7 protein-coding genes are annotated in these 6,389 nt (G+C 69.7%); 3 read left to right on the forward strand and 4 right to left on the reverse strand.

Translation table 11 applies throughout. The features are described from left to right. The first annotated feature begins 24 nt into the window (after positions 1–24). Complete coding sequence (gene cyaB / locus AC4NMM_RS02845; protein ID WP_096393216.1) at positions 25–627, forward strand: class IV adenylate cyclase; 603 nt, start codon at positions 25–27, stop codon at positions 625–627. Between the two features lie 41 nt (positions 628–668). Here the strand turns inward: cyaB and AC4NMM_RS02850 are convergent, their stop codons facing one another. Then, positions 669–1,145 (reverse strand): MaoC family dehydratase, encoded by a 477-nt coding sequence (locus AC4NMM_RS02850; protein ID WP_096393215.1) that lies wholly within the window; start codon positions 1,143–1,145, stop codon positions 669–671. Between the two features lie 520 nt (positions 1,146–1,665). Here AC4NMM_RS02850 and AC4NMM_RS02855 point away from each other — a divergent pair. Together AC4NMM_RS02855 and AC4NMM_RS02860 are read left to right on the forward strand one after the other, a co-directional pair. Then, positions 1,666–2,547, forward strand: coding sequence for an HpcH/HpaI aldolase/citrate lyase family protein (locus AC4NMM_RS02855; RefSeq protein WP_096393214.1), 882 nt, complete (start codon positions 1,666–1,668; stop codon positions 2,545–2,547). Between the two features lie 78 nt (positions 2,548–2,625). Beyond that, on the forward strand, positions 2,626–3,879 hold the full coding sequence (locus AC4NMM_RS02860; protein ID WP_491923478.1) for a Glu/Leu/Phe/Val family dehydrogenase: 1,254 nt from the start codon (positions 2,626–2,628) through the stop codon (positions 3,877–3,879). Between the two features lie 61 nt (positions 3,880–3,940). Here the strand turns inward: AC4NMM_RS02860 and AC4NMM_RS02865 are convergent, their stop codons facing one another. From AC4NMM_RS02865 to AC4NMM_RS02875, 3 genes are all read right to left on the reverse strand, one after another. Beyond that, a complete protein-coding gene (locus AC4NMM_RS02865; protein ID WP_491923479.1) occupies positions 3,941–4,654 on the reverse strand; it encodes a diphthine--ammonia ligase in 714 nt (237 codons plus the stop codon). An 83-nt stretch (positions 4,655–4,737) separates the two neighbouring features. Beyond that, complete coding sequence (locus AC4NMM_RS02870; RefSeq protein ID WP_491923480.1) at positions 4,738–5,307, reverse strand: DUF7110 family protein; 570 nt, start codon at positions 5,305–5,307, stop codon at positions 4,738–4,740. Between the two features lie 179 nt (positions 5,308–5,486). After that, positions 5,487–5,831: a glutaredoxin family protein gene (locus tag AC4NMM_RS02875; RefSeq protein WP_096393210.1), complete on the reverse strand. Its 345-nt coding sequence runs from the start codon at positions 5,829–5,831 to the stop codon at positions 5,487–5,489. Between the last annotated feature and the right edge of the window lie 558 nt (positions 5,832–6,389).

Below are 6,389 nucleotides of genomic sequence, written 5' to 3' on the forward strand. Positions count from 1 at the left end.
AACGCCCCGGCCGCACCTTCGGGCATGTACGAGGTCGAGATCAAGGTCCCGGCCGACTTGGACGCGACTCGCGAGCGCCTCTGCGAGGCCGGCGCCGAGCGCGTCGACGCGCGCCGCCAGCGCGACACCTACTACGACGCGCCCCACCGCGAGTTCGCCGAGACCGACGAGGCGCTCCGTATCCGGCGCGAGACGCCGCTGGCGGCGGAGGACGGACCGTCGTCGGGAGCCGACGTCGACGCGTTTGCGGAAGCCGACGCCGACGCGTCTGCGACGGTCACTTATAAAGGACCGCTCCTCGAGGCGGCCTCGAAGACGCGCGCCGAACACGAGACGGGCGTCGACGACGGCGAGGCCCTCGCCGCGGTCCTCTCGGGGCTCGGCTTCGAGCCGGCCGCGACCGTCGAGAAGCGCCGCGAGTTCTGGTCGTACGACGGCTTCACGGTGACGCTCGACGCCGTGAGCGGGCTCGACGAGTACGTCGAGATCGAGCGGGAGGTCGAGGCGGAGGGCGAGGTCGACGCGGCGCGCGACGCGGCGGTCGAGGCGCTCGGCCGCCTCGGCCTCGACGCGGACGACCAGGTCCGGACCTCCTACCTCGGGCTGCTGTTGGCCAGCGAGGACTGACCGGGGCCGACGCCGCGGTCTCGGGTCGCCGCCTGGCCGGCCTATTCGCTCCCGTCGTCCGCCCGCCGCTTCTCCGAGAGCACCGTCCGCTCGAGCTCGCAGACGAGGACGTCGTCGTCGCCGTCGACGACCTTGAACGCCTCCACGCGCATGGTGACGACGCCGCGCTCGCCGTCGCTCGTCTCCCGCTTGTCGGTGACCGTCGACCGCGCGCGGATCGTGTCGCCGTGGAAGACGGGGTTCGGGTGTTCGACGTCGTCGTACGAGAGGTTCGCGACGATGGTCCCGTCGGTCGTCTCCGGGATGGTGAGGCCGACCGCGAGCGACATCGTGTACAGCCCGTTCACGATCCGTTCGCCGAACTGGGTCTCCCCGGCGAAGTCGGCGTCGAGGTGGAGCGGCTGCTGGTTCATCGTCATGTCGCAGAAGCGCTGGTTGTCCGCCTCGCTTATCGTCCGTCGCTTCGCGTGTTCGATGGTCTCGCCGACCTCGAACTCCTCGTAGTACAGTCCCGTCATGGTTTCCCGGTCACTCGGTGACGTGAAATCGGTACCGCTCTTTATCGGGGTGTCGTTCGTGGTGATTCCGTCCGGCGTTCAGCCGCTCGTTTATAAATAGCTGACTGCGGATCGACAGCGAACACCGCCAAAGCCCCAGCCGCTCGCTTATAAATAACTGCTAGTTGATCGGCGGCGAACACCGCCAAAGCCCCAGTCGCGAGGACTCGATGCGCTCGCTACGGTCCTCAGTCGGTCGCTAACGCTCCCTCCTTGCGGTCCTTGCGTCACGCGTCTTCGTCCTCGCGACTGCCCCTTTGAATCCCGCCCAGCACCGCAACCGCACCTCACACCTCCCCAGCCTCGTCGGGCGCGTCTTCGGGCTCTCTTCGATCGCCCTCGTCGCGCCCGACTCCCTCGCGCGTGCGGTTCGCGGCCTGTCGGCCGCTCACCGGCGCGCGCCGCCGCACCGTCTCGGTTATTTATAAATCGTCCACCGCAGACGCCAACGATTTATATCGGACGCCGGGGAGGCCTCGACATGGCCAGACGAAGCCTGCTGTTCTCTCCCGGCGACAGCCCCGACCTCATGCGGAAGGCGCCCGACGCCGGCGCCGACGTGATCTGCTTCGACCTCGAAGACGCCGTCGCTCCCGGCCGGAAGGACGAGGCGAGGGCGGCGGTCCGCGAGGTGCTCGCCGACCCCGATTTCGACCCCGACGCGGAGGTCTGCGTGCGGTTGACCGCCGAGTCGCCGGCGGCCGACCTCGACGGCGTGTTGGGGGAAGGCGGCGAGGACGGGGACCGGCCGGAGGAGGGAACCGACGAGGTCCGCCTCGACGCGGTGATGCTCCCGAAGGTCGAGGCCGCCGACCGGGTCGAGCGCGTCGCCGAACTGTGCGCCGAGCGCGGGCGCGACCTCGCCGTCTTCGCGCTCGTCGAGACCGCGGCGGGGGTTCTCGCTGCGCAGTCGATCGCGGCCGCGGACGCGACCGACGCGCTCGTCTTCGGCGCCGAGGACCTCGCCGCCGACGTGGGCGCGACCCGGTCCGACGAGGGGACGGAGGTGCTGTACGCCCGCGAGCACGTCGTGCTGGCGGCGAGCGCGGCCGAGGTCGACGCGATCGACACGGTGTACACGGACTTCTCCGACGAGGCGGGGCTCCGCGAGGACGCGGCGTTCGCGCGGCGGCTCGGCTACGACGGGAAGCTCGCGATCCACCCGGCGCAGGTGGCGCCGATCAACGAGGCGTTCACGCCGGATTCGGCGGACGTCGAGTGGGCCGAGGCCGTCCTCGACGCGCGCGACGAGGCAGAGCGGGAGGGCCGGGCTGTCTTCCAGGTCGACGGCGAGATGATCGACGCGCCGCTGATCGCGCAGGCGGAGCGGATCCTCGACCGAGCGCCCGAGGCCGACCGCTGAGGCCGGGCGCCGACCCGGCGGCGGCGCGAACTCGCGGCGTCCGTCACAATTAACCCCGGCCCCCCAGCACGTGGAGGTATGTCTTCTGAGGCGAATCCGTTCGAGAGTCTGCGGGAGCAGGTGGACGACGCGGCGGCGGTCGTCGACGCCGACCCGGGCGTCATCGAGCGACTGAAGAACCCGGAGCGGGTGTTGGAGACCAACCTGACGTTCGAGCGCGACGACGGCTCGCTGGAGACCGTCCGCGCGTACCGCTCGCAGTTCAACGGCGACCGGGGGCCGTACAAGGGCGGGATCCGCTATCACCCGGGCGTCACCCGCGACGAGGTGAAGGCGCTGTCCGGCTGGATGGCGTACAAGTGCGCCGTCGTCGACGTCCCTTACGGGGGCGGGAAAGGGGGAATCGCGATCGATCCGGCCGACTACTCGGAGACCGAGCTTGAACGGCTTACCCGAGCGTTCGCGACCGAACTCCGCCCGCTGATCGGCGAGGACCGCGACATCCCCGCGCCGGACGTCAACACCGGACAGCGCGAGATGAACTGGATCAAAGACACCTACGAGACCTTAGAGAACACCACCGCGCCCGGCGTCATCACGGGGAAGGCGCTCGACTCCGGCGGCAGCGAGGGCCGCGTCGAGGCGACCGGCCGCTCCGTGGCGCTGTCGGCCCGCGAGGCGTTCGACTGGCTCGACCGCGACCTCTCGGGCGCGACGGTCGCGGTCCAGGGGTACGGCAACGCCGGCTCGATCGCCGCCGCGCTGCTCGACAACCTCGGCGCGAGCGTGGTCGCGGTGTCCGACTCCTCCGGCGGAATCCACGACCCCGACGGGCTCGACCCGCGAGAGGTGAAGGCGCACAAGGCCGAGACCGGCTCGGTGGTCGAGTACCCCGAAACGGACCCGCTCACCAACGACGAGCTGCTCACGCTCGACGTCGACTGCCTCGTCCCGGCCGCGCTGGAGAACGCCGTCGACGGCGACCTCGCGGCGGACGTCGACGCGAAGCTGGTCGTCGAGGCGGCCAACGGGCCGCTCACCCCCGACGCCGACGACGTGCTCGCCGAGCGCGACGTCCACGTCGTCCCCGACATCCTCGCGAACGCGGGCGGCGTCACCGTCTCCTACTTCGAGTGGGTCCAGAACCGACAGCGGTTCAGCTGGACCGAGGAGCGCGTCAACGAGGAACTGGAACGCGTGATCACGGACGCGTTCGACACGCTGGTCGACACCTACGAGTCGAACGACGTCCCCAACCTCCGCACCGCGGCGTACGTCGTCGGCATCGGTCGGATCGTGGACGCGTACGATCAGGCCGGCAGCTGGCCGTAGCGAGGGGTTTTGACCGGTTTCGAGAGAAGATTTCGAATCACTCCAACGCCGAAGCCCCGAATCACTCCAACGCCGCGTCCCGAATCTCGACGTGGCCGCGGTCGCCCTCCCACACCGCGTCGTAGGTCAGGTCGATGCGGCGGTCCATGTGCGGGCCGTCGACGACGTATGTCTCGAACTCCCCGCCCTCGCCGAGCGGGTGGACGCCGTACTCCTCGCGGAGCGCGAGCAGGTCGTCGAGCGCGTCGGCGTCGAAGCGTCGCCCGAGCCACGACTCGTCGAGGCCGTACGCCGCCACCTGGACGATCCGGATCTCGAAGCCGGCGTCGAGCATTTCCTCCGCCAGTTCGACCGGGTCCCGCTGCCACAGCGGCGCGAACAGGTCGATCCCGAGGCGGTCGCACATGTCTTGGATCCGGTTCGTCTGGAACTCGCTCTCGACGGCGCCGGCCGTGACGCCCGCGAGGTCGACGCCGTCCGCGGCGGCGACCTCCCGGAGCGCCGCCTCCATCGGCTCCAGCTCGGCGTCACCCTGCGCGCCCGCGTCGTCCACGTCGTCCGCGCCGAAGTCGTCGGGCGACACCTCGACGAGGTCGATCCCGACGCTCTCGGCCGCGAGCGAGGCGAGCTCCGTCGCCGGCGTGTGGTACATGTACGAGTCGCCGGCGGGGTGGACGGTCAGGAGCCGCGAGACGTCGAGGCCCTCCTCCAAGGCGCGGTACAGCGCCCACGAGGAGTCCTTGCCGCCGGAGAAGAGGCTCACCCAGTTGCTCATGGCCGGAGGAGGGAGTCGCGCGGATAAAGGGTCGGCGGTCGGCCCGCGTTCGGTCGGGCGCGTTCGGTGGCTCTCGCGCCGCGTCAGTCCGAGATGAACTCGTTGTCGCGCCAGTTGACGCCGCCGTCGCCCTCGCCGGCGCCCTGCGGGCTCTCGACGACCTCGATGCTGGCGGGGCGGGGCTCGCCCTCGACGATCCGCGTCGCCTCGAGCTCGCCGTCCTCCTCGGTGATCGCGGTCAGCGTCCCCTTCTCGGAGAGCGTCGCGATCTTGCGGAGCACCCGGAACATCGGGTACTGGAGCGCGGAGTTCTGGAGGACGGTCTCGCGGTCGCCCTTGAAGCAGGCGAACTCGACGAGCTCGGAGGGGATCTCCTCCTCCTCGTCGTCCATCCACTGCGGGCCGCCGGCGCGCGGCGGCTCCTCCTCCCAGACGCGGGTCTCCGTGACCGACGCCTTCAGCTGCGCCGTGGGCGTGTACTTGCTGATCGACTCGTCGTCGGACAGGGCCTTGATGATGAGTGTGTTGTTTCGACGCGTGATGTCGATGTCGTCGATCTCCTGCGGCAGATCGGGGTCTTCGTCGAAGTACGTCTCTACGTCTTCGAGGGGCAGTTCGAGCGTCGAATGAAGTCGGAACACGCGGCCTGTCATTGTTTGTGGAATGCGGTGGGATCGAACCGGTGGTCACGGCGGCAGCGGCAACGGCTGCACCTACCCTACGTAGGCACCGTAGGTTTATATGGACTGCCCTTCGAGATGTGAAGATCGGCGCGACGCGCTCGTCCGGCGTCTCACGCTTCGAGGCGGGGATCCGGCACCGGAGCCGGGGCTCACTCCGCGTCCAGTTCGGCGGCGAGTTCGCCGCGCTCGTCGAGTTCGGCGAGCACGTCGCTGCCGCCGACGAACTCGCCGTCGACGAACGTCTGCGGGATCGTCTCCCAGCCGCTGTGCGATTCGAGCGCCTCGCGGTACTGCGGCAGCGCGGGCAGCACGTCGACCGTCTCGAACTCCTCGACGTGCTGGGAGATGAGTTCGACGGCGCGCTTCGAGTAGCCGCACTGCGGCATCAGGCGGTTCCCCTTCATGAACAGCACCACGTCGTTGTCGGCGATGGTGTTCTCGACGCGCTCGGTGATCTCCTCGGGGTCGGCGTCCGTTTCGGGGCTGAACGTCATGGGGACGCGTACGCGACGGCGAGGCAAATGGGTTCCGCACGGGACGGGCGGTGATCGTGAGGCGGTTCGGGGGTCGAGACTTCTCGAATCGGAGGAGGGTAGGACTGAACAAACGAAGAGCGCCCCCGACGCGGCGGAGTGTTATTTATAAGCGATCAAGTGAGGGCGGACAACGAACACCGCCAAAGCCCCAGCCGCGAGGCGGGCGCACGCTCGCTGTCGCCCGAAAATCTCCGATTTTCGGGATGACGAGAGAGCTCCGCTCTCTCGAACCACGCTCCTCGTCGCTCGTTTCACTCGCTCCTGCGGTGCTTACGTCGTCATCAGAACGCGAAGCGTTCTGATTGGCTCACGAGAGCTTCGCTCTCGTGGACGCCTGCGTCCGCCCCGCGACTGCCCCTTTGAGTCCCGCCCCGCACCGCACAGCACCTCACGCCTCCCCAGCCTCGTCGCTGGGGGGCGGGGCCGCCCCGGGCCCCCTCCCGCCGGCCGGGTTCGGGGGCCGCTGGGCCCGCCGCGGGGGGCGCGCCCCGCGGCGCGGGCCGGCCGGGGCGGCCT

The sequence above is a fragment of the Halorubrum sp. SD41 genome (genome assembly GCF_058630335.1).